The 22,267-nt window shown below is 62.9% G+C and carries 19 protein-coding genes and 1 pseudogene; 12 read left to right on the top strand and 8 right to left on the bottom strand.

Annotation, left to right across the window (positions count from 1 at the left end; translation table 11 throughout):
- Positions 1–435: 435 nt before the first annotated feature.
- Both JQ611_RS31145 and JQ611_RS31150 read left to right on the top strand, forming a co-directional pair.
- A complete protein-coding gene (locus JQ611_RS31145; RefSeq protein ID WP_212467590.1) occupies positions 436–1,158 on the top strand; it encodes a DNA-3-methyladenine glycosylase I in 723 nt (240 codons plus the stop codon).
- An 88-nt stretch (positions 1,159–1,246) separates the two neighbouring features.
- Positions 1,247–1,504: a DUF3551 domain-containing protein gene (locus JQ611_RS31150; RefSeq protein ID WP_212467591.1), complete on the top strand. Its 258-nt coding sequence runs from the start codon at positions 1,247–1,249 to the stop codon at positions 1,502–1,504.
- Between the two features lie 19 nt (positions 1,505–1,523).
- Here JQ611_RS31150 and JQ611_RS31155 read toward each other — a convergent pair whose 3' ends face one another.
- The 6 genes and pseudogenes from JQ611_RS31155 to JQ611_RS31180 form a co-directional block, all read right to left on the bottom strand.
- Entirely contained in the window at positions 1,524–3,875 is a 2,352-nt protein-coding gene (locus JQ611_RS31155) for a mechanosensitive ion channel domain-containing protein (RefSeq protein WP_212467592.1), read from the bottom strand.
- Positions 3,876–4,065: 190 nt separating this feature from the next.
- On the bottom strand, positions 4,066–4,257 hold the full coding sequence (locus JQ611_RS31160; protein WP_212390252.1) for a hypothetical protein: 192 nt from the start codon (positions 4,255–4,257) through the stop codon (positions 4,066–4,068).
- A gap of 4 nt (positions 4,258–4,261) precedes the next feature.
- Complete coding sequence (locus tag JQ611_RS31165; protein WP_212467593.1) at positions 4,262–5,431, bottom strand: PepSY domain-containing protein; 1,170 nt, start codon at positions 5,429–5,431, stop codon at positions 4,262–4,264.
- Between the two features lie 6 nt (positions 5,432–5,437).
- Positions 5,438–7,753, bottom strand: a complete 2,316-nt coding sequence (locus JQ611_RS31170) for a TonB-dependent siderophore receptor (RefSeq protein ID WP_249133598.1) — start codon at positions 7,751–7,753, stop codon at positions 5,438–5,440.
- Positions 7,754–7,960: 207 nt separating this feature from the next.
- The gene (locus tag JQ611_RS31175; protein ID WP_212267944.1) at positions 7,961–8,893 is read right to left on the bottom strand and encodes a helix-turn-helix transcriptional regulator; all 933 of its coding nucleotides are present in this window, start codon (positions 8,891–8,893) and stop codon (positions 7,961–7,963) included.
- A 150-nt stretch (positions 8,894–9,043) separates the two neighbouring features.
- A pseudogene (locus JQ611_RS31180) lies at positions 9,044–9,283 on the bottom strand (ABC transporter substrate-binding protein); the annotation flags it as partial.
- A gap of 72 nt (positions 9,284–9,355) precedes the next feature.
- On the opposite strand from JQ611_RS31180, the gene JQ611_RS31185 reads away from it, so the two are divergent.
- From JQ611_RS31185 to JQ611_RS31195, 3 genes are read left to right on the top strand one after another with little or no spacing between them, the layout of a single operon-like run.
- On the top strand, positions 9,356–10,024 hold the full coding sequence (locus JQ611_RS31185; protein WP_212390254.1) for a TetR/AcrR family transcriptional regulator: 669 nt from the start codon (positions 9,356–9,358) through the stop codon (positions 10,022–10,024).
- 15 nt (positions 10,025–10,039) lie between these two features.
- A complete protein-coding gene (locus JQ611_RS31190) occupies positions 10,040–11,914 on the top strand; it encodes an adenine deaminase (RefSeq protein ID WP_212467594.1) in 1,875 nt (624 codons plus the stop codon).
- A gap of 23 nt (positions 11,915–11,937) precedes the next feature.
- A complete protein-coding gene (locus JQ611_RS31195; protein WP_212267936.1) occupies positions 11,938–13,347 on the top strand; it encodes an NCS2 family permease in 1,410 nt (469 codons plus the stop codon).
- 39 nt (positions 13,348–13,386) lie between these two features.
- Here JQ611_RS31195 and JQ611_RS31200 read toward each other — a convergent pair whose 3' ends face one another.
- Positions 13,387–14,025 carry a GntR family transcriptional regulator gene (locus tag JQ611_RS31200; protein WP_212390256.1) on the bottom strand — a complete coding sequence of 213 codons (639 nt, stop codon included), beginning with the start codon at positions 14,023–14,025 and terminating at the stop codon, positions 13,387–13,389.
- Positions 14,026–14,186: 161 nt separating this feature from the next.
- Here JQ611_RS31200 and JQ611_RS31205 point away from each other — a divergent pair, with 161 nt between their 5' ends.
- The 6 genes from JQ611_RS31205 (at position 14,187) to JQ611_RS31230 (ending at position 20,349) form a co-directional block, all read left to right on the top strand.
- Positions 14,187–14,978 carry an enoyl-CoA hydratase/isomerase family protein gene (locus JQ611_RS31205; protein WP_212467595.1) on the top strand — a complete coding sequence of 264 codons (792 nt, stop codon included), beginning with the start codon at positions 14,187–14,189 and terminating at the stop codon, positions 14,976–14,978.
- Between the two features lie 32 nt (positions 14,979–15,010).
- Positions 15,011–16,231 carry a CaiB/BaiF CoA-transferase family protein gene (locus tag JQ611_RS31210; protein ID WP_212390258.1) on the top strand — a complete coding sequence of 407 codons (1,221 nt, stop codon included), beginning with the start codon at positions 15,011–15,013 and terminating at the stop codon, positions 16,229–16,231.
- Between the two features lie 64 nt (positions 16,232–16,295).
- Entirely contained in the window at positions 16,296–17,300 is a 1,005-nt protein-coding gene (locus JQ611_RS31215; RefSeq protein ID WP_212467596.1) for a tripartite tricarboxylate transporter substrate binding protein, read from the top strand.
- A 10-nt stretch (positions 17,301–17,310) separates the two neighbouring features.
- Positions 17,311–17,778, top strand: a complete 468-nt coding sequence (locus JQ611_RS31220; protein ID WP_212467597.1) for a tripartite tricarboxylate transporter TctB family protein — start codon at positions 17,311–17,313, stop codon at positions 17,776–17,778.
- Between the two features lie 12 nt (positions 17,779–17,790).
- Complete coding sequence (locus tag JQ611_RS31225; RefSeq protein ID WP_212267924.1) at positions 17,791–19,299, top strand: tripartite tricarboxylate transporter permease; 1,509 nt, start codon at positions 17,791–17,793, stop codon at positions 19,297–19,299.
- A gap of 48 nt (positions 19,300–19,347) precedes the next feature.
- On the top strand, positions 19,348–20,349 hold the full coding sequence (locus JQ611_RS31230) for a 4-hydroxythreonine-4-phosphate dehydrogenase PdxA (protein ID WP_212467598.1): 1,002 nt from the start codon (positions 19,348–19,350) through the stop codon (positions 20,347–20,349).
- 45 nt (positions 20,350–20,394) lie between these two features.
- Here JQ611_RS31230 and JQ611_RS31235 read toward each other — a convergent pair whose 3' ends face one another.
- Complete coding sequence (locus JQ611_RS31235; RefSeq protein WP_249133607.1) at positions 20,395–21,099, bottom strand: GntR family transcriptional regulator; 705 nt, start codon at positions 21,097–21,099, stop codon at positions 20,395–20,397.
- Between the two features lie 234 nt (positions 21,100–21,333).
- Between JQ611_RS31235 and JQ611_RS31240 the strand changes: the two genes are divergently transcribed.
- Positions 21,334–22,230 (top strand): VOC family protein, encoded by an 897-nt coding sequence (locus JQ611_RS31240; RefSeq protein ID WP_212467599.1) that lies wholly within the window; start codon positions 21,334–21,336, stop codon positions 22,228–22,230.
- Positions 22,231–22,267 lie beyond the last annotated feature (37 nt).

Here is a 22,267-nt window from a genome sequence, read left to right on the forward strand (position 1 = left end):
ACACCTGCAACGGGTGCCAGGACCACACGGTTTTGCCGTACGCTTATCCACGCCGTCGTCGAGGCGTAAACCAGCGTACACCGCAACCCGTCCAACGTCCGTGACGACGGCCGACGCCCTCTGAGTGGGACGGGATGGGCAAAGATATGCACCTGATTTGCCATTCTGTAAAACAGAAATATTTTTTATTCTGGGGCTTGACACGATTTCTGTAAATACGAACTGATTTGCCCGACGGGTTGTTTTGTCGCAGTCCAACGTCATTGCCTGCGACAAACGCAAACGCGTTTGCGCAAGAGAGCGTAAGCGACGAAGCAATCCACAGTCGCTATGCCGTGCCATGGATTGCTTCGCTTCGCTCGCAATGACAGAACTTGGCTGAGTTGACCCGTCGGACGGGTGGAGCGTTGGCTCGTTCCACGATAGGATTTTCACATGACCATTCCGTTCAAGACCATCCGCGCGCGCGCCGAGAAGCGCAAGGGTGGGCCGAAGGCGCTGCAGAAGCTGTTGCCGCCGAAGCCCGAGGCGAAGGCGCTCGCCAAACTTGGCGACGATCGCATTCTCGCCGAGATGACCAAGCGGGTGTTTTCGGCCGGCTTTGCCTGGAGCGTGATCGAGAACAAATGGCCGGGCTTCGAGAAGGCGTTTCTCGGCTTCAAGCCCGGGCCGCTGACGCTGCAGGCGGATGAGTTCTGGGACGCGCTGATGAAGGACACCCGCATCGTGCGCAACGGCGCCAAGATCATGTCGGTGCGATCAAATGCGACCTTCGTGCGCGAGATCGCCAAGGAACATGGCAGCTTCGGCAAGTTTCTCGCGAACTGGCCCTCCTCCGACCAGATCGGACTACTCGACCTGCTGGCCAAGCGCGGTAGCCGGCTCGGCGGCAACACCGGCCAGATGATGCTGCGCTTTCTCGGCTTCGACGGCTTCGTCACGTCAAAGGACATGGTGGCGTGCCTGCGCGAGGCCGGCCTCGATATCGCGGAGACGGTGACGTCGAAGCGCGATCTTGCCAAGGTACAGGCGCAGTTCAACGAATGGGCCGAGAAAACCGGACTGCCTTACGTACAGCTCTCACGCATCTGTGCAATGTCGGTCGGAGAGAATTACAGTAACGAGACGCTGGTGCGGTTTCTGGGTGGCGAGGAATGAATATCTGAGGTCGGGGTTTCCCTTATCAGGACACAGGCCCTCGCACACGTGCTCGAGGTGCCGATGCGTGCAGGAAGGAACCTCTCCCATGCGCATTCCGGCTTTGACCGTCACGGCCGTCGCGGCACTTTTGACCGCAGCGCCGGCTCTCGCGCAGACCTATCATCCGGCCTACCCGATCTGCATCCAGACCTACAGCCACAATGGCAGCGCCATCATATGCCGTTTTACCTCGATGGCGCAGTGCGCCGCGACGGCATCGGGGCGCGCAGCCCAATGCATCACCAATCCATACTATGGCGTGACGCAGGCGCCTGCGGGACGGCGACCGCGCGGGGCGTATTAGGACGGCCTGATAGCCGCGATCAGCCGGCCGCGCGTCGCGGCATCGCTTCCGGCTTCGCTTCGGAAGGCTGCGGGATCTGCATCAGGATGGTTTGCCCCGTGGACGCGATTTCGATGCCGGCGTCCTGGAATTTTTGCTTCATGCGCCGGTTGAACTCACGCTGCACCGGCCAGCGGCCGCTGTCGGTGCAACGGATCTGACCGACGATCGAGACCATCGAACCGTCGACCTTGTCGACGCCCCACAATTCGAGATCGCCGCGGATCGCGTGGCGGTATTCGTCCTCGCGCCGCATTTGGGCGACGATGTCTTTCAGGATCTGACCGGCCCGGTCGGTGTCTTCCTTGTAGGACACATTGACACTGACGGACGCATTGCCGGCGCCGCGGCTCGAATTGGTGAGCGTCGTCACCGCGCTGAAGGGAACGATGTGCACCGAACCGTCGCCGGCCCGCAGCCGGATGGTGCGGATCGAGACATTCTCGACCGTCCCGGACAGGCCGGACACCGTGACGTTGTCGCCGACCTGGACGGTGTTTTCCAACAACAGAAACAGCCCGGTGATGAGGTCCTGCACCAGCTTCTGCGAACCGAAGCCGATGGCGATGCCGACGATGCCGGCGCCGGCCAAGAGCGGCGCGACGTTGACGCCGATTTCGCTGAGCGTGGTCAGGCCGACCACCGTCACGATCAGGCACAATAGCGCGGTCCGCAACATCGGCTGGAACGTGCGCAGCCGCGCCGCGCGCGCGTAATGCCCCTCGCGCGACAGCGCATTGACCTGACGATCCATCAGCGCGTTGGCGATCTCCCAGATCGCGGCGGCCGCGAGCGCCGCGATGCCGATCGTCACCACCGCGGACAGCAGACGGCTGCCGATTTGCCCGCCGTAGAACCAGACGATGGCGTCGATGCCCCATACTTCGAGCAATGCGAGGAAGCCCATGAAGCCGATGACCGAAGCGACGATCTTGCGCAGCAGCGGCAGATAGCGATTGGCGCGGGTCTCCAGACCCGGAAAGCGCTGCGACATCTCGGGGCGAATGCGGAAGCCGCGGTCGATCAGGCTCAGCACCACGATGATCGCCAATCGCGCAATCAGGATGACGGCGATGCCGCCGACGAAATACTGCAACAACAGCGAATAGCCGTTGCGGATGTGCAGCGCCCACACCGTCCAGAGCGCGAGATCGAGCGCGATTGCGGGATAGTGCCACACACCGGCAATGCGGTTGCGTATCTGGGCGGCGGCGCCCGTGCGACCGTGCGGCGCGCGAATGGCGTCGGCGATCGGGCGGCGGCATTGCAGGATGATGACGACGATAAAGAGATGCACGACCAGCATCACGAGGCGCAGCAGCGCGGCATAGCCGCCGCGGCTCAGCCCGAGCAGCAGCGCCACGTTTGCAAAGGCGATGCCGGACACGCCGACCGCGACGATGCGCCGGACCCAGATCTCGACATAGGCCGCGGTCTCGGCGCGGACCCGAAACAGGCCGTACGGCCCGGCCAGCGCCCGCGCAGCACAGATCAGCGCGCGCGACAGCGCATAGCCATTGACGACCGCCTGGATCGCAAGCCGGACCGTCGGACGATCGCCGATCTCGGTGCTCAGCAGCATGGTGGAAACGCCGACGAAGACCAATACCGGCAGCAGTTCGAGCGCGAGCCGTCCGAGCACGAACGGCAACCGGATCAGCGACTGCCAGGCCCGCGCCAGGCTGAGACGCCGCCGGTGCAACGCCGGCTCCACGGTGACGTCAGCCGCGGAGGATGGCGGATCGACCATTGCCAGCGTCTGCGCCGGCGCGCGCGCGGTTTGCGGCAGCCGCGCTTCCAACAGCGCCACCGGCCGCTTGATCAGGCGGAACACCAGCCATTCGGCGGCGAAAGCGCAGCCGAACACCAGCGCCAGTTTCCACGCGATGTCGAATATCTGGCCGTAAGCCGCGGGATCGTTGACGGTTCGCAGGAACCAATAATAGAACGCCGGAAAATGCGTCACCGACCGCACCAGATAGGTGACTTCGCGCGATATCTCGCCGACCTGTTCGGAGACCGTCAACAGCAATTGCGCGCCAAGACTATCAGCGGTGAGCGGGATGGCCGGCTTCGCTTCGGGCGCGGGCTCGGCGGCCTGCGGCGATGAAGACGCCCCCGCAATCGCACGCAGCGTGTCGATCATCTGTGCGCGCTTCTTGTCGTCCTGCAACGTCTCCAGCGCCCGCTTCGCCTGATCAGGCGTCAGCGCGCTGGCGTTGTTGGTTGCCGGGGCGGTGGCGGTCGGCGCGGTATTGGATTGGGCAAGCGCCGCGGGGCAAGCAAACAGCGCACAAGCGAGCAGGAGCGAGGGCAGAAATTTGTGCGACATCGAGGCCCCTTCTAAAATGCGCACGACGGCAAAACCGGAACCGGGTTTGCCGCCGCGCCAGCGTCATGTCGGAGAGCCCCTTTTCGCCGCCATCATGTGTCGGAAGTTTGCCATGGAGACGACTTTCTCTTGGCAATTTGTCTTAGGCAGATTTCCTGGCAGGTGCGGCGTCACACAAATGTCGCAGCAATTAATCGCGCGACGTCGCCTGTCTGCGGATGGTAAAGAAAAAATACAGCAACACCGGCAGGGACAGCGAGCTCCAGGACAGGCCGTCCCACCAGCCGTCACCGACGAGGGCCGCGACGAGGCCCACGGTGGAGAGGATGCCGATCAGGATCGGCAGCGCAAAGATTTGCCGCAGGTTGCGATGATTTCTCAAGCGATCACCGGGACAGCAAGGGCGTATCGATGGCGGACCCCTGCGCGATGGCGCGATCGACGCTGACGCCGGTCTTGCGCCGGCGCAGCCAGAGATAGACTCCGGTTCCCAACACCATGATCGTCAGCACGTCGAGCAGCGCCCAGAGAATCTTCAGCGGCATGCCGCCATAGTCGCCAAAATGCAGCGGCTGCGAAATGAACAGGGTCGTGACATACCAGGGCATGTCGCGGCTGTCGGTCAGCTTGCCGGTTTCCGCATCGATCAAGGCCGGCTTGAGCAGGCGCGAGGTCACCGGCGTGTCGCCCTTCAGGAAGACGGCATAGTGGCTCTTGCTGCTGAGAATCGTTCCGGGGAAAGACACAAAACTCGGCGTCATGCCCGGCACCGTGTCCGTCGCGACGGTGACGGCGGATTGCAGCGAGGTCAGCCTGGTGGGCGGCGCGCGATCGCGGTATTGCGATGTCATCTCGGCGAGCTGGCCGTATTGCCACATCTTCAGGACAAGGTCGGCCCAGGTGTTGATCACGCCGGTGAAGCCGACCACCAGCGTCCACATCACAAGCAGAATGCCCGCCAGATTATGGATGTCGAGCCAGCGCACGATGCGCGGACGCTGGCTGCGGTAGGTGCCGAAGTCCAGCTTCCGCATCGACGGCGCGTAGACCACGACGCCCGATATGATCGCGACGCAGAACAGGATCCCCATCAGGCCAAGGAACAGCTTGCCCGGCAGACCCGCAAACATGTCGGTGTGCAGCTTCAGCATGATGTAGGTGAAGCGCCCGGTGACATCGGGCGAATCGAGATAGGCGCCGGTATGCGAATCCATCCGGACGAAGCGGTTGTTGGTCGGGTCTGACGTGAGGGACTCGCCGACGCTGACGAACATCGCGTTGGGATCGTCGCGGTCCCAGATCAGGAAATGCGGCACCGGCATATTCTTCGGCGCATTCGCCAATGCGTTGGCCAACAGCTTGTCCAGATCGGCGAAAGGCGTGCCGGGAGTCACATCCGCCGCCTTCACCTGGCTGTGCAGGAGCTCGTCGATTTCCTCGTGAAAGATCAGCGGCAGGCCGGTGATGCACAGCAGCAGCATGAAAATCGTGCAGATGAGGCTCGTCCATTTATGGACGGCGCCCCATCTGCGAAGAGATCGTGTCGCTGGCGTCATGATCAGCTAGTTCCAGGCGTATTTCAACGTACCCAGCACCGTACGCGCCGCACCGAGGCCGCAATAGGGCATCGCCGTCAGGCAGGATGAGACATAATATTTGTTGGTGAGATTGGTCGCGTTGACCTGCGCGCTCCATCCCTTCAGGTCGCGCCGCAGATACTGGAAGTCGTAGCTGATGGCGGCGTCGTACAGGGTGTAGTCCGGGATAAAGAGCGTGTTGGCGGCATCGCCATAGCTTGCGCCGACATAGCGGGCACCACCGCCGATGCCGAGCCCGGCCAGCGGGCCGTCGTACCAGGTATATTTCGCCCACAGCGACGCCTGCCGGAGCGCGGTATTGACGAGATAATAGCCGACAAAGCCGTCGTTGCTCTTGGTCACCCGCGGATCGTAGATGTTGTAGCCTCCGACGAGCTCCAGTTCCCTCGTCACGTTGCCGCGCACCTCGAATTCAATGCCGCGCACGCGGGCTTCGCCGGTCTGGACACTGAAGTTGATATTGCCCGGATCCCTCGTCAGCACATTCTGCTGGGTCACCTCGAATACCGCGGCCGTGAGCATCAGGTTGGAGCCGACCGGCTTGAACTTGACGCCGATCTCGGCGCCCTCGCCGGTCGTCGGCTTGAACGGGCTGCCGAACTGGTCGGTGCCCGAGATCGGCACGAACGAGGTCGAATAATTGGCGTAGGGCGACAGGCCGATGTCGAACAGATAGTTCAGGCCGACGCGCCCGGTCGAGGCCCGGTCATTTTGAAGATAGGTGCCCGGCGCCGGGAAGAAACCCGTGCTGACGGTTTCCGCCTGCGCCCAGTCCTGCCGTCCCGTCATCGTCAACGTCCAGCGGTCGAGCTTGACCTGATCCTGCAGGTACAGGCCGGCCTGGTTCAACGTCGTCGCGGATTTGATGAAGGACGGCAGAGTATTCGCCGCCGGAATCGGCGCGCCATAGACCGGCGCGAATACGTCGATCGAGTTGATCATCGCGAACTTGTAGTCCGAGGTCGAGGCCTGGCGGTTATAGTCGAACCCGACGAGCACCTTGTGAAGCAGCGGACCGGTGGCGAAATCGGCCTGGACGTGATTGTCCAGCGCCACGTTCTGCGCGGCGGAGTTCAAGTAGTTGAACGAGCGCAGCACGGTTCTGGAATCGGGAAGCAGGCCTTCGGAACGGACGCCGGCCAGATCCTGCGACACGTCGAAGTAGCGAAAATTCGAGCGGAATTGCAGATTGTTGTCGAAGCGATGCTCGAAGGCGTAGCCAACCGAAAACTGTTCCAGCGTGAAACGGTCGGCGCTGGGCTCGCCGATGTAGCGGCTATAGGGAATGCGGCCAAACGGATTGGGCGCCAGCCCCGCCGCGTCGCCCGGCACATATTGCTGCCATCCCTTGTTCTGGATGTTCGAATAGTGCGAGAGGAATGTGAACGACGTGTCGTTGGTCGGCCGCCAGGTCAGGCTGGGCGCGATGAACGCCTTGTTCTCGTGCACGAAGTCTTGCTGATTGCCGGTGCTTCGCCCCAGACCGACGAGGCGGTAGAGAAATTCGCCGTTCTTGTCGATCGGCCCCGAGGTGTCGAACGCGCCCTGGAACTGATCGAACGAACCGAAGGTGCCGACGATCTCATGCTGCGGCGTCGCGGTCGGGCGCTTGCTGATCATGTTGATCAGACCACCGGGATCAGTCTGGCCGTAAAGGCCCGACGACGGCCCGCGCAGCACTTCCAGCCGCTCGAGGCCGTATGTCTCGATCTTCGGGTTGGCGAACTGCGTTCCCTGATCGATCGGCAGCCGCAGACCATCAAGATAGCGTGGCACGTCAAAACCACGGAGCTTCATGGCGTCGAAGAAGGTCGTGGCGCCATACGTATCGAGCGAGACACCTGGCGTGTAACGCAGCGCCTGGACAATGTTCTGGGCGCCTTGTGCCGCGATTTGATCCTTGGTGACGACCGAAATCGACTGCGGCGTGGTCAGAATAGGCGTGTCGGTCTTGGTGCCGCTGGCGCTTTGATTGGCGAGATAGCCGACCACGGGTCCGGTGGCGCGTTCGCCGGCGCCGCCGCGAGCACCCTGTTGCACCGGTTGCTGCTGGGCGGGAACCGCAACGCGCCGCGTCGCCGTCTGCGACCGCGCCGCGCGGCGGGAAGGCTGTGCCGGACGCGCCGCTTGCGGCTTCGGGGCATCGACGGTGACGGGTGGCAAGGTTTGGCCGGACTGCGCGTGAACCTCCCCGATCTGCATGCTCAACCCGAATACGGTTACGCAGAAGAACGCCTTCGACGCCGCGCCCCACGCCGACGGCTGTACAGAATCACGCATCAGTCTCACCCCGTTCACTATTCCCCGTTCACGAGAGACCAGATTTGATTCTTGGATGCCTTTGCGTATGCGCAAAAAACCTTTGATCGTGCGTCGACACTCTCCAAGTTCGACGTTGGAATACTCCGCCGGTCACGCATCGGTGCGGCACGGTGGCGCCGGCCGCCACGCAGGCGGCCCGGTTCCCCCTTGGGAATGTCGATGAGGTCAGGACAGTCCGTCGCGCTGGCAGCTGCTCGGCACGTAGCCAAAATGCCGCCGGAACGCCGTGGAAAAATTCGCCGGGTTGGCGTAGCCCACGGCATAGGCCGCCTCGGTGACCGACAATCCCTGATGCAGCAAGGCTTCGCGCGCCGATTTCAGCCGGCTGGTTCGAAGATATTCCGATGCGCTGACGCCATAGACCCGATGAAATTGCGCGGTGAACGAGCGGCGGCTGACACCGGCGTGCCTTGCCAGCTCGGCAATCGTCCAGGGATGCCGCAGATCGGATTCGATCAGCTCCCTGACCGCCTGCAGGCGCAAACGCTTATGGTCGGATACCAGACTGACGCCCTCGTTGCCGCGCAGGGCCAGCATGGCCCGGGCCAACATCTCGGTCGCTTGCGCCGACAGCAGCAGCTCGGCGTTCCGGCCGTCGGCCACCGGGGAAAGCATCTCCATGGCTATGGCCTTGATCCGGGGCGACGCCTTCAGCGAAGCGACGAAGACGTTTTGGTCCCTGGTGTCGAACAGTCCGATGAACTCATCCATCATTCCGAGCCGCTCCAGGGACGAGATCGGAAAGGCGACGCCGGCCGCCTGCATGTGCGCGCCGCGGGGCGCATCGCCGTCCCACAACGTCGGCTCTCTGAGCGCCATGACCACGATTGAAGCATCCGAATAGTTGATCCGGGTGGCGCCCTTGCGCGCCCGGCCGCTCCCTGCCCCCTTGAGTATCACGGAGACAAAAAGCCCTGCCTTGATGACACCTTCAGTGCGAATCCGGCTGCCCAGCACGATATTGTTGCGTTGGAAAAGGCAGCCCGGCGTCTCCAGCCATTGCGTGCGGCTGGCAAAATCTTCCACGATCGACCTGTCATTGTCATCGGGATCGACGATGCGGAACTGCTCGAAAATGTGGTCGTAGATATGCGGCATCAACGCGGTTCAGAAACGATCATGCCGACACTATGCAATCCGCGCAGAACGCCCTCAAGGCCGATAGCGCGCGTCCAGTTTAGAAGCGTTTGAAAATGGAATCGTTTTAGTCAGCTTGCGATGATCGCGCGCACAGCCGGCGCGCGTCCGTCACTCCGACTTGTCGACATTCCAGAACACCGGCGTCGCCGGGCCGTCGAGGACGCCGGACAGCGATTTGCGCCACGCAGCCGTCACGAGATACTGCCCGAGCGGGATATCGATCACCTGATCATAGACTTCGGTCTGGATCTCGGCCGCGATCTTCTTCAGCTCCTCGGGCGAGGACGTGCGCGCGAAGGCATCGCCCATCGCCTCCACCTTGTTGTTTTCCGGCCAGCCGAACCAGCCGCACACTTACGCGGCGTCAATGCCTAAAATCTGACCTTGCCGCGCCAAATCCGCTGATGTCATAGTTATGACATGAGTACAGTAAAGCGACAGAGCTCCGAATTGCGCGACGAATACGCCGCCCTGACGCGCGGGCGCATCGTTGCCGCCTTTGTCGAGTCCCTTGCGGACGGAGCCGGCGACGACGTTTCCATGGCTGATGTCGCCAAGCGCGCCAAGGTCGCCGAGCGCACCATCTACCGGCATTTCAAGACCCGCGCGGAGCTTCTCGCCGCCGCCGGCGAATGGATCGAGAACAATGTATTCGGCTACGTTCCCTTCACCTCGCCGGACGAACTGCCCGGCATCTTTCGCAAACTGTGTCGGAGTTTCGATCGGCATCCGCATCTGGCACGCGCCATCGCCCTGACCCGGGCCGGCCGCACCATGCGGGCCGACTTCCGACGCCGTCTGATCGAACATCACCGCAAGGCGATGGCGCCTTTGACGCGGCACCTGAAGCCGAAGGAGGCTCGTCAAGCCGAGGCGCTCGCGACCTATCTCAACAACGTGCTGGCGTGGAGCGCGCTGCGCGAGGACTTCGGCATGTCCAGCGCCGAGATCGCCGATGCGATCGAGTGGGCACTGACCACGCTGCTGAAGGACGTTCGCCGGCGGGACGCGGCCGCCGCACGACTGTCTTCCGACAAGGACAGTCAATCAAAGCGAAAACGGACGGCGGCCGCAAAACCACCGGCGTAGGAACAGGACAGAGCCATGGCACCCCTGAACGCGATCCCGGACGATCTGCTGATCAATGCAAGCGACGAGATTCGCATCCGTCAGGACCTGGTGCTGACGGCCCTCGGCCGCCGCCCGGCCGATCGTGCCTTGCGGGTCGGGCGCCTGCTCGACGTGCACAGCCGGAGCTGGAGCGAGGACCAGGAGATCGTCTTCAAGGGCCGCCGCATCGCCTGGGTCGGACCGGCGGGCAGCTATCCCGGTGAGGTCCGCGAACGTGTGCATCGGCCAAATCTGGCGGCCGTTCCGGGCTTCGGCGAGGTCCACAAGCACATCGAAAGCTCGCATCTGACGCCGGAATGGGAGGCAGCGCTGGTGCTGCCGCGCGGCAATACCTGGACCTGCGAAGCCAGCCACGAGTTTTCCAACGTCAACGGTGAGCGCAATCTCGAATTCTGGTTCGAGGCGCGCCGGCGCGGGTCGCCGCTGAAGATCTTTCCCCAGCCCGGATCGGCGGTGCCGCCCACCGCCTATGAGTGGGGCGGCGGCTGGTACGGCGGCAAGGAGCAGGCGCATTTCATGGGCCAGAGCCTGATGGTCACCGGGCTCGATGAAGTGATGGACTGGCCCGCGGTATGGAATCCGGACAATCCGTCCTACGCGCGGATCTGGGGCATGATCGAGGCGACCTTCGCGGCGCGCGGCGTCGTCGAAGGACATGCGGCAGGCTTGCGGGACCTACCGTCCATCAACGCCTTTGCCGCGGCCGGGCTCGCCTCCGACCATGAAGTGCAGACACCGGAGGAAACCTGGGACAAGCTGACGCGCGGCCTGTTCATCGAATTGCGCGTCTACGCGATGGCCGAGATCGTCGCGTGGCTGCTCGCGCGGGGCCTGCAGGATTGGTCGCAGATCGCGTTCACGACGGACGACCGCAGCGCCAGCCACACGCTCGAAACCGGCGCCAGCGATCACAATGCACGTCTCGCCATCGAGGCCGGCCTAGCGCCGGAAATTGCGATCCAATGCCTCACCATTAATCCGGCGCGCCACATGCGCCTCACCCCGTATGTCGGCAGCCTGTCGCCCGGCCGCTTCGGCGACGTCGTGCTGTTGTCGGATGTCGGCAAGCTCGATATCGCCGAAGTATGGGCCGACGGCGCCCAGGTGTCGGACGGCAAGCGTTACATCGGCCCGGTTCCGGAGATCAATTGGCCGGAATGGGCGACCAGGACGGTCAATATCAATCGCACGATCGAGCCGCAGGATTTCGCGCTCGCCGCCGAGCCCGGCCGCGCCACCATGAAGGCCGCCGTTATCCGGCCGTTCCACTGGCATCCTGATTTCTACACCCTCGAACTGCCGGTGCAGGGCGGCGCCGTACAGCGGGACGAGAGTCAGGCGATCACCAAATTCGCGATCGTCGACCGCTTTTCCGGCGATGGCCGCGTCTCAAAAATGTTCTGGCGCGGTTGCGGACCGCGCACGCCGGACACGGCGGTTGCCTGCTCGGTGGCGCACGACAAGCACAACATTTGGGTCGTGGGCTCCTCGGACGCCGCGATGGCCAAGGCGGTCAACGCGCTGGTCGAACTGCAGGGCGGCTGGGCTCTGGTGCGCGAGGGGGAACTCGCGGCCACCGTCCGGTTCGAGGTCGGCGGTTTGATGAGTTGCCGTCCCGCCGAAGCGCTCGATGCCGACATGCAGGCGCTCTACGCCGAGGGCCGCAAGGTGGACTGGATGTTCGAGCCGACCTACCGGCCGCGCTGGTATCCGGGATTTCCGGAGCGGCTGATGTTCGCGACCCTGACCTGCGCGCCGTGGAGTTGGGTGCTGGTCGCGCCATGCGAGCAGGCCCCGCTCGGTTTCATCAACGTGCAGACGGGCCAGCCGCATCCAGTGGTCTGGTGACGGCAACGATCGGAGGGGACACCATGAACGAGATGACACCGCCGCAACTGGCCTCCGGTCCGACCGCAGCAAATGCCGCCACTTCATCGGCTCCCGCTGCACGCTCGATCGACGGTTTCTTCCGCCTGACCGAACGCGGCACCAGCGTCGGGCGCGAGGTGATCGCCGGCGCGACCACCTTCGCGGCGATGGCCTATATCATCGCAGTGAACCCGGCTATCATGTCGGGCGCCGGAATGGACCGCGCCGATCTCGTCAGCGCCACAGCAATCGCGGCGATCTTCGGCTGCGTCATGATGGGGCTCACCGCCAATCTGCCGCTCGCGGTCGCGCCGGCGATGGGCTCGAACGTCATCTTTACCTATGTGATCGTGAAGCAGATGGGCATGCCCTGGCAGGGGGCGCTGGCCATGGTCGCGTTCACCGGCGTGCTGTTTCTGATCCTCAGCCTCTCCAAGCTTCGCGAGCGGGTCGCTAGGGACGTTCCTGAGGTGATGAAGATCGGCATCCAGGCCGCGGTCGGTACGCTGATCGTGTTCATTGCACTGCGTGGCGCCGGCTTCATCGTGCAAAATCCTTCGACCTTCATCGCCATGGGATCGTTGCGCAGCCCGGCGATGCTGCTGACGCTGGCCGGCCTGCTGTTGACCCCGGTTCTGGTGGCAAAGCGCGTTCCCGGCGCCCTCATCCTGTCGATCGCAGCCCTGACCTTGATCGGCCTTTTCGTTCCCGGCGCGAACGGCAAGATGGTGACTTCCGTGCCCTCGGCGATCCTGTCCTGGCCGCGCTGGCCGACCAGCACCTTCATGGCGCTCGATGTCGGCTATCTCTTCACCCATTTCCTGGTGGCCTTGCCGCTGCTGTTCTATTTCCTCTGCGCCGAATTCTTCTCGACGTTGGGCACATTGATCGGTGTGACGGGCGCCGCAAATCTGCGCCGGGCCGATGGGTCGATCCCCAATGCCACGGCCGCCTTCGCCACCGATGCGACGGCCACGATCGTGGGACCGCTGCTCGGCACCTCGGTGGTCACCGCCTACATCGAATCCATCACCGGCGTGCAGGCCGGCGGGCGCACCGGTCTGACATCGCTGACGGTCGCCGCTTTCTTCTGCCTCGCGCTGTTCTTCTGGCCGGTCTTCGTGATCATTCCGCCGCAGGCGACCGCGCCGGCGCTGGTGCTGGTCGGCATCCTGATGATGCAGGGTCTCGCGCGCATCGACATGATGGACCTCGGCAATGCGGCGCCGATCGTACTGACGCTGCTGGTGACGGTATTGACCAACAACCTCATCAACGGAATGGCGCTGGGAACGCTGAGCTATCTGGCGCTGGAAGTCACCATGGGCCGCAGGTTGCAGATTCCCGCGATGGTCTGGGGCCTCGGCGTGGTGTTCATTCTCTATGGGATCGTGACGGCGCAGATCATGTAAGAGAGCAGTGGTGCGGCTGCACCAGTTGGACGACAGCGATCATTCACCCTCGGCGAAGCCGGCCCGGACGACTTCCTCGCGCTTGCGCCGCAGATGGTTACGCAGAATATGGGCGAGCCCGCCGGCGTCGCGCCGCTGCAGCGCGTTCAGGATTCCTTCGTGCTCCTGGATGGCGAGCGCCCAATGCTCAGGGGACATCGGCGTGATGAACCGTGCCCGCCGTATCCTTGCGGCGATCGACTCGTAGAAGCCGGCAAGCACTGCGTTGTCGGCCGCGCGAACGATGGCCTCATGGATCAACCGGTTGCAGCGATAGTACGACAGCAGATCCTGCGCGCGATAATGCTCGACCATGTTGGCCTGCAGCTCGGCAATTTCGCGCAGTTGCGCATCGGAAATGCGCGGACATGCCAGCTCACCGGCCGCGGCCTCGAGCGCCTCGCAGACTTCAAACAGCTCCTTGACGTCCTTTCGGGTGAGCTTGGCGGCGCGAGAGCCGCGATTGGGCAGCAGCACGACAAGCCCTTCGGCCGCGAGCACCTTGAGCGCCTCGCGTAGCGGGGTCCGCGATATCGCGAACGACGCGCACAGCTCGCGCTCCGGAATGCGCGCACCCGGCGGGATTTCGCCCTCCGTCAAGACGTGCCTGAGGCGGGAAACCACCTCGTCATGCATCATATCGAGGTTCTCCTCGTCGACTCGATGGAACCATTTTGAATGCAAAAATGATCCGCACCAAGCAAATTCGACCAGAATCCTGTTGCATTTGATAGTTTTTGCATTCAAAAATGCCCTCTACAGCCAAACTGAGGTTCCATCCTGAGGGGTCTGTCAAGAATATGAATGAAAACGTCACCCCAGACACAGACCTGCTTTACGAGGTCCGCGACGGCATCGGCCGGATCATCTTCAACCGGCCGCAGGCGAGAAACTCGCTGACCTTCGGCATGTATGAGCGGCTGGCCGCGATCTGCGACGCCGCCGCCGGCGATCGCAGCCTCAAGGTGCTGATCCTGAGCGGCGCAGGCGACAAGGCTTTTGCGGCCGGCACCGACATCAACCAGTTTCGCGCGTTCAAGACTCCGCAAGACGCCATCGGCTACGAAGCCAGGATCGACCGCGTGCTGACCACGCTCGAACAATGCCGGGTGCCGACCATTGCGGCGATCAACGGCGCTTGCACCGGCGGCGGCGCCGCGATCGCCGCATGCTGCGATCTGCGCATCGGCACCGGGACCGCGAAATTCGGGTTTCCGATCGCGCGCACGCTCGGCAATTGCCTGTCGGCATCCAGTATCGGCCGGCTCTCGGGCCTGATCGGGGCAACGCGGCTCAAGGAGATCATTTTTACCGCGCGCCTGATCGAAGCCGAAGAGGCCGCCGGCATCGCCCTGCTGCATGAAGTCGTTGAGGATCTTTCCGCCCTCGAACGGCGGGCCGATGAACTGGCGCGGCTTGTCGCAGGTCACGCCCCGCTGACGCTGCGCGCAACCAAGCAGGCGCTGCTTCGCGCGCAGCCGAAGCCGGCCGAAGACGAGGACCTGATCCTGATGTGTTACCAAAGCCGGGATTTCCGCGAAGGCATGGATGCCTTCCTCAACAAGCGCCAGCCGCAATGGACTGGTGACTAAGCAACAAGAACAACAACATTGCGGGAGAAACCATGGGCCCCCTGAGTGGATTGAAGGTTGTCGATCTGACGCACGTCATGGCGGGCCCGACCTGCACGCTGATGCTCGCAGACATGGGCGCCGAGGTCATTAAAATCGAAAAGATTCCGGCCGGCGACGACACCCGCTACATGGTCCCTCCCAGGATCGGCGACGTGGCGGCCTCATTCCTTATGATGAACCGCAACAAGAAGGGCATTGCGCTCGATCTGAAGACACCGGGCGGCGCAAAGGTGCTGCGGCGCCTGATCGGATCGGCAGACGTGCTGGTTGAGAATTTCGGCCCCGGGGTGATGGATAAGCTCGGCTTCGGTTACGCCGATATCAAAAAGGCGCACCCTGCCCTGATCTACTGCTCGCTGTCCGGCTTTGGCCGCACCGGCCCGTACAAGCATCGCCGCGGCTTCGATCTGGTGGCGCAGGCGATGAGCGGCATCATGAGCTTCACCGGCGAGCGGCCCGACGGACCACCGGTCAAATGCGGCGCGCCGCTGTCCGACATCACGGCTGGAATTCTCGCGGCCATGGGCATCCTCGCCGCCTATGCCCACCGGCTCAAAACCGGCGAGGGGCAATGGGTCGAAACCTCCCTGTTCGAGGCCGCCCTCGTTCAGACCTACTGGCAGGCCGCCATCGCGATGGCCACCGGCGTGGCGCCGCAGGCGATGGGTTCGGCCCATCCGCTCAATGCGCCCTACCAGGCGTTCGAAACATCAGACAAATGGATCGTGGTCGGCGGCGCCAACCAGAAAAACTGGATGCGCACGCTCGAAGTGCTTGACGCGATCGAACTGGCGCGGGATCCGCGGTTTGCGACCGGCGCCGATCGAATGGGACATTTGAAGGAACTGGAAGCCGTGCTCACGGCGCGCTTCAAAACCAAATCCGCCGAGTATTGGCTGGCTGCGCTTGAGGAGGCCGGCGTCCCCTGCGGCCCCGTCAACGACATGCTGCAGGCCCTCGCCGACCCGCAGACGATCGCGCGCGAAATGGTGGTCGAGGTCGAGCACTCAACGCTCGGCAGCGTGAAGACGATTGGATTGCCGATCAAGTTCTCGCAGACGCCCGGCAAGGTGCGGTCGGGCGCGCCGCTCTACGGCGAGCATACCAATGCAGTCCTCGGCGCTTACGGCTTTGACGCCGACGAAATTGCAGCGCTTCACAAGGAAGGCGCGATTGCCGCGCCGGAGTTTGCAAGGGATGAAGCGGGCTGACGCAAAAGCCTGAGACGACACCAAGACCAAGAAAACAAAAATCAGAGCTACACGGGAGGACTAGATGTCTCAGAAGCCGACATTCGCTGCGATCGCCTTCGGTCTCGCCATTGGGCTCACGGGAGCGGCGAATGCCGCGTGGCAACCGGCCAAGCCGATCGAATTCATTGCAACGGCAGGCCCGGGCGGCGGCACGGACAATTTTGCGCGTGCGGTCCAGAACATCATCACCAAGTATAAGCTGGTCGAGCAGCCTATCGTCGTCGTCAACAAGGCCGGCGGCAGCGGCGCCGAGGGCTACACCTACACCAAGGCGATGGCGGGCGATCCCTACAAGGTCGTGTTCGGCACATCGAACGCGTGGAACCAGCCGATGGTCTCCAAGGTCGCCTATAACTACACCGACCTGACGCCGATTGCCGCGATGGTGCAGGACGAATTCCTGCTCTGGGTGAAGCAGGACGCGCCCTACCAGAACGTGCAGGATTTCCTCAAAGCCGTTGCCGCGAAGCCGCCGGGCGATGTCAAGATGGGCGGCGCGCAATCAAAGGACACCGACGAAACGCTCACCCGCATGATCGACAAGACGGCCAAGGTGAAATTCGTCTACATTCCCTTCAAGAGCGGCGCCGAAGCCGCGGTGCAACTGGCCGGCGGCCATATCGACGCCCACGTCAACAATCCCAGCGAAAGCATCGGACAGTGGAAGGGCAGCACGCAGCGCCCGCTATGCGCCTTCAGCCCGCAGCGCCTGCCCGACGGACCCAAGGTCACGGCAACGCAGAACTGGCACGACATCCCGACCTGCGTTGAATCCGGCCTTGCCATTCCCCAATTCCAGCAACCGCGTACAGTCTGGCTGCCGGGAAAGGTGACCGCCGATCAGGCCGCCTTCTATGTCGATCTGATGAAGAAGGTGCAGGCCACGCCGGAATGGAAGGAATATATCGAGCGGACGTCGCAAACCGACACTTTCCTGACCGGTGATGCCTTCAACAAGTTCATCAAGGAAGATATCGAACGCACCCGCAAGGTTGCCGCCGATGAAGGCTGGCTGATCTCCAACTAGAGTTCGGACGATGGTCTCTGGACGCAGTCTGGAAGCGGCGACGGCGCTCATCACCGGGGCGTTCGGCGCAGCCGTGATCGTCTCCAGCCTCGACAACGGCATCGGCTGGTCCGCCGCCGGTGTCGAGTCCGACACCTTTCCATTGATCGTCGGCCTCGTCATCCTGGCCGGCAGTTTGTTCAATCTCGTGCAGGGGTGGTTGCACGCGCGGGCCGTCATCCTCGGGCCAAGCGAGTTCAGGCGATTGGCGATCCTGTTCGTCCCGGCCGCGGTGTTTGTCGGGGTCATTCCGCTGATCGGGATGTATCCGGCCGCCGCGCTCTATGTGTTCGGAGTGCTGGCCTGGCACAGGCGCGGCTCGCTGTTGCTCGCGGCCGTCGCCGCGATCGGGGCGGCGTTGGCGCTCTATCTGATGTTCGAGCTGACGTTCCAGATCTCTTTGCCGCGCGGCGCGCTCGGCACCTTGTTCGGCTTCTAAGGGAGCGCTTCGTTGGAAAATCTCGAAGCTCTTATGCACGGCTTTGGCATCGCGCTGTCAGGCAATCATATTTTCCTGATGGTGATCGGCGTGCTGCTCGGCATTCTCGTTGGCGTGCTGCCCGGCCTCGGTGCGCCCAACGGTGTTTCGCTGCTGCTGCCGCTCACCTTCGGAATGCAGCCGGTTTCGGCCATCATCCTGCTCTCGTCGATGTACTGGGGCGCCTTGTTCGGCGGCTCGGTCACTTCAATCCTGTTCAACATTCCAGGCGAGCCATCCTCGGTCGCGACCACGTTCGACGGCTATCCCATGGCGCGCGACGGCAGGCCGACCACGGCGCTGGCGACGGCGTTCGGCTCGGCTGCCTTTGGCGCGCTCGCCGGTGTCGTTCTGATTACGCTTGCGGCGTCATGGGTCGCGCAAGTGGCGCTGGCCTTCGGGCCGCCGGAATATTTCGCGGTCTATTTTCTGGCGTTTGCGAGTTTCATCGGGATGGGCGGCTCGCCGCCGATCAAGACGCTGGTATCGCTCGCGATCGGCTTCGCCCTGGCGGCCGTCGGGATCGACACGGTCTCCGGCAGCGTGCGGCTCACCATGGGCATCGACGAGATGGTGAAGGGCGTCAGCTTCGTGGTCGCCGTCATGGGCCTGTTCGGGATCGGCGAGTTGATGATTGCCGTGGAAGAGGAATTTCACGTCAAGGCGATCTCCTCCAAGGTGGAATGGCGCGAAGTCTTCCGTACGCTCGTGGGTCTTCCGAAACATGGCTGGGCGCTGCTGCGCAGCGCGGCGATCGGCTGCTGGATGGGTATCACGCCGGGAGGCCCGACCGCCGCATCGTTCATGAGCTACGGCATCGCCAAGCGTCTTTCGCCCCGGCGCGCGAATTTCGGCAAGGGCGAGCCGGAAGGCATCGTCGCTCCGGAAGCCGCGGATCATGCCGCCGGCACCAGCGCCCTGCTTCCGATGCTGTCGCTGGGCATCCCGGGATCGGCGACCGCGGCCGTCATGATGGGCGGCCTGATGATCTGGGGACTCAATCCCGGACCGATGCTGTTCGTCGAGCAGAAGGACTTCGTCTGGGGACTGATCGCCTCGATGTATCTCGGCAACGTCGTCGCCGTGGTGCTGGTGCTGCTGACGGTACCGATCTTCGCGGCGCTGATGCGCGTGCCGTTCTTCATCATTGCGCCTGTGATCGTCATCATCTGCACCGTCGGAGCCTATTCGGTTTCCAATTCCTATCTCGACGTCATGTTGATGATGGGATTCGGTGTGCTCGGATATCTGTTCAAGAAGCTTCATTATCCGCTGGCGCCGCTGGTGCTCGCGATCGTGATTGGCGACAAGGCGGAAGACGCGTTTCGCCAATCCATGCTGATGTCGAAAGGCTCGCTCGGAATATTTTTTGCCAAACCGCTGGTGACAACGCTGATCCTGCTTGGCGCGGCCCTGCTGCTGATGCCGACAATCTGGCGAACGATCGGCCGGATGATGCCGCGGTCGGAGGTGAAGCCATGATCGTCGCACAGAACAATTTGACCCTAGATTAAGGCCCCGGAGATCCTGATGAGACCGATCATAGCGCTTGCGATGGGCGACCCCGCCGGCATCAGCCCGGAACTGACGGCCCGGCTCCTTGCTCTCGATAACGTCGTCGCCAAGGCCCGGATCGTCGTCATCGGTGACCGCCGCGTCCTCGATGATGGCGCGCGCGTTGCCGCGGTAAAGCTCGACCTGATATCCGCATCGCCCGACGCCGATCTCTCGAAGGAAGAGCGGGCCCCGGTTTTCATCGATCTCGGCCATCTCGATCCGGCATTGGTCGCGCGAAGCACCGCGACAGCCGAAGGCGGCCGGTTTGCGCTGGCGAATTATCGTCAAGCGCTGACGATGGCACGTGACGGCCGGGCCGACGCCGTTTGCTTTACGCCCTTCAACAAGAATGCCATGCGGCTTGCACATCCCGTCTATGACGACGAGATCAGCTTTTCGGCCGACGTGGTCGGATTAGACGGCCCGGCAAGCGAATTCAACGTACTGGACGGGCTTTGGAATGCCCGCGTCACGTCGCATATCCCGCTTGCGGAGGTCGCTTCGCACATCACCAGGGAACGCGTCCTGCGCGCGCTGCGGCTAACGGATGCCTCGATGCGGTCAGCCGGATTCAAGCGTCCGCGCATTGCGGTCGCCGGTCTCAACCCCCATGCCGGCGATGGCGGGAATTTCGGGCGGGAAGAGATCGACGCGATCGGTCCCGCGGTAGAAGAGGCGCGCGCTGACGGGATCGCGACCGAAGGCCCGTTTCCCGCAGATACCGTGTTCCTGCGCGCCAAAGGCGGCGCATTCGATGCGGTGCTGACGATGTATCATGACCAAGGCCAGATCGCGATGAAGCTGATGGGCTTCGATCGTGGCGTGACGCTGCTGGGCGGCTTTCCGTTTCCGATCTGTACGCCGGCCCACGGAACGGCCTATGACATCGCCGGGAAGGGAATCGCGGGGATCGGCGCCGCACATGCTGCGATCCTGCTTGCGGCGGAAATGGCGCAGAGAAAGCTGCAGGCTTGAGCTTTCAAGCACGCCAGCGGCTGGCGTCTGATCACGACGCGCGGCCTATGCGAGTTCGCCGTCGTTCTGCAATTCCGGGAATATCTTCTGATCCCTCAGGATGACTTCGGCCGTTTGATTGTAATGCGCCGTCAGCAAGGCCACGGCATCGTCCGCCTGCTTGCTCAATACGGCCGCCATGATCGCCTGATGTTCGTCGCTCACGTGCCTCGATGGAAAGGCCCTTTGGATCGACAGACGCCGATATCGGTACAGCTGGTCGGCAAGTTGTCCGCAAAATGCGATCAGTGATTGAGATCCACAATTTCCGATCAGGGTTCTGTGAAAGACGCGATGCAGTCTTTCCCACTCCGGATTGTCTTCGAAGCGTTCGGTGTTGAGCGAACGAGGCGTCCTGGCCAGACGATGCTCCGCGAGCAGCAGCAGCTCTTCCCATTGCGGCGTCGAGGCCGCCATGGATTCCCGCAGCGCAAGGCTTTCGACCCAGCACCGGGTCTTGGTCAGTTCAATCAATTCGTTCCGGCTGATGTCCGCGACGTAAAACCCGCGCTGTTCGCGGCATTCGACCAGGCCATCGGCCGCCAGGCGATTGAGCGCCTCGCGCAAAGGCGTCTGGCTGGTCTGATACGTCTCGGTCAGGAAACGCATCTGCAACTTCCGGCCTGGCTCAAGCCTCCCCGAAAGCAGGTCTTCCCTCAGCCGATCATAGACCGTGCTCGCTTGCGTGGAGGATGGCGTAACGGACGCCAAGCGAAGCGCTGATGTGGTGACCACGCCCAAACTCTCCTTTCGGTCCCCAACCCGGTGTCCGATTTCATTGTATACACTTTCTCGTATTCGTACGTAATATATAAATTACTGTTGCTAAGCGCATTTTATATAGGTTAGGAGTCTCCAAGAACCGAGGAAACGACCAGCGGGACCGAAAGCCACGCTGTTTGCGACAACGCTCAACGTTTCCCGGATTTGGGAGCACGCTACGGAATGACCCATTTTCCCGTCACGGCATTGCGCAGCGTCGAGCTCGAAACGCCTGAGATCGGCCGGTCGGAGCATTTCTACACGTCCGTCTGGGGGCTTGATCTGGTGACGCGTCACGACCGCGTCACGTATCTGCGGGCCAGCGGCACCGATCATCATGTGGTTGCCCTGCGGCAGGGCGATCGCCCTGCGCTCAGGGCTGTCACCTTCCGACTGGATTCCGATGGGGAGTTCGACTCTATCGCTGCGGCGTCACAGCAGCAGGGCGCGACGCTGCTCGATGGCCCTGTCCAAAATTCCGGTCCCGATGGCGGGACGGTCATGGCCATTCGGGCACCCGGCGGCGGCGTGCTGCGCTTTGTTTACGGAGACATGCGGCACGCCGCATCTCTTCCGTCCGCGAACCGGCCGACGAGACTGGCTCACGTCAATCTGAACGCTGGGGATGTCGACGGCTTGGCCGCGTTCTATCAGCGGGCGCTTGGCTTTCGCCTGACGGATCGCACCAAGGCCATGGCGTTCGTCCGCTGCAATGACGACCACCATGCGATCGTCATCGCCGACGCCGCCGTGAACGGACTCAATCACGTCGCCTTCATGATGCCGAACCTGGAAGCTGTGATGCGCGGCTCGGGCCGCATGATCGACGCCGGATTTCCAATCGCCTGGGGCGTCGGCCGCCACGGCCCGGGCGACAACGTCTTCGCCTATTTCATCGATCCGGTCGGGATCGTCATCGAATACACCGCCGAAGTTCTGCAGGTCGACGACAATTATGTGGTGCGCGGGCCGTCGGAATGGGTCTGGCCGTCAGGCAGGACAGATCACTGGGGCATCGCCCCTCCCAAGGCCGATCACGTCAAGGCGGCCCAGACGGCCGTGCTCTACGCCGATGCTTAACCGCCCGATCCGCTTCGCTTTAGAATCTCGACTGGAG

The organism is Bradyrhizobium sp. AUGA SZCCT0182 (assembly GCF_018130185.1).
GTDB lineage: Bacteria > Pseudomonadota > Alphaproteobacteria > Rhizobiales > Xanthobacteraceae > Bradyrhizobium.